Annotated in this window: 1 protein-coding gene; it reads left to right on the top strand. The window is 70.1% G+C overall.

The window, feature by feature from the left end; genetic code table 11:
- On the top strand, positions 1–1,534 hold a 1,534-nt coding region (locus ACFWHU_RS38570), incomplete at both ends, for a condensation domain-containing protein (RefSeq protein WP_387231025.1).

Genomic DNA, 1,534 nt, shown 5'->3' with positions numbered 1-1,534 from the left:
CACCCACATCCGCACCACCCTCCACACCAACCTCACCATCCGCGACATCTTCCAAAACCCCACCCCCGCCACCCTCACCCACCACATCACCACACAGGCACACGGACCCGGGCGCGAGCGTCCGCCGCTGACCGCCGGCCACCGGCCGGACCGGCTGCCGCTGTCGTACGCGCAGCGCCGTCTGTGGTTCCTCGCCGCGCTGGGGGAGCAAGGCACCGCGTACAACGTGCCCCTCTCGGTGCGGATCGACGGAGAGCTGGACACCGACGCGCTGCGCGCGGCCTTCGGTGACCTGGTGGGCAGGCACGAGGTGCTGCGGACGGTGTTCGGGTCGGAGCACGGTCAGCCGTACCAGACCGTCCTGGCTCCCGAGGACGCCCAGGTCGTCTTCGAACGGGAACCGGCGGACGAGGAAACACTCGACGAGCGGCTGCGCGCGGCGGCGGGGCACACCTTCGATCTGAACGCCGAACCCCCGCTGCGGGTGACACTCTTCGACCTCGGTGACGGCGCGCACGTCCTGCTCGTGCTGCTGCACCACATCGCCACCGACGGCCAGTCACTCCGTCCGCTCTTCGACGACCTCTCCGCGGCCTACGCCTCCCGCCTTGAAGGGGCGACACCGAGTTGGGCACCGCTGCCCGTGCAGTACGCGGACTACGCGCTGTGGCAGCACCGCATGCTGGGCGACAGGTCGGACGACAGGAGTGTGCTCGCCGAGGGGCTGGCGTTCTGGCGCGAGGCGCTCAAGGATCTGCCCGAGGAGCTGGGACTGGTCCTGGACCGGCCGCGGCCCGCCGTGGCCGGTCAGAGCGGTGACGCGGTCGTGGTGGACCTCGGCCGGGAACTGCGCTCCCGTGTGGTGGAGCTGGCCAGGGCCGAGGGCTGCACGGTGTTCATGGTGCTCCAGGCCGCGCTGGCGGCGACACTGACCCGGATGGGCGCGGGCGAGGACATTCCGCTCGGGTCCCCGGTGGCGGGCCGCACCGACGACGCCCTGGGCGAGCTGGTCGGATTCTTCGTCAACACACTGGTACTGCGGACCGACACCTCGGGCAATCCGTCGTTCCGTGAACTGCTCGACCGCGTGCGCACGGCCGATCTGGACGCGTTCGCCCATCAGGAGACCCCTTTCGACCTCGTGATCGAGGCCACCAGCCCGGTACGGTCACTGGCCCGGCATCCGCTGTTCCAGATCTGCCTGGCGCTGGAGAGCGGAACGGCGGGGGACGTACGGCTCGCCGGTACGCGGTCGGGCCCCGGCACATTCGTGGACAACCGCGCGGCCAAGTTCGACCTGGAGTTCCTGCTGCGCGAGGACGCGGCGGCCGGCATCACGGGCGCGGTCCTGTTCAGTACCGACATCTTCGACCGGTCGACGGTGGAGCGTCTGGTCGACGGCTTCTCGCGGGTCCTGGACCAAGTCACCGCCGATCCAAGGGTGTTGGTGGGTGAGGTGGAGGTGATGTCGGCGCGGGAGCGGGAGCTGGTCCTCGATACGTGGAACGACACGGTGCGGCCGGTGGACAGTGTC

The organism is Streptomyces sp. NPDC060366 (genome assembly GCF_042725135.1).
Classification (GTDB): Bacteria; Actinomycetota; Actinomycetes; order Streptomycetales; family Streptomycetaceae; genus Streptomyces.
This window is presented reverse-complemented; position numbering and strand designations above follow the sequence as displayed.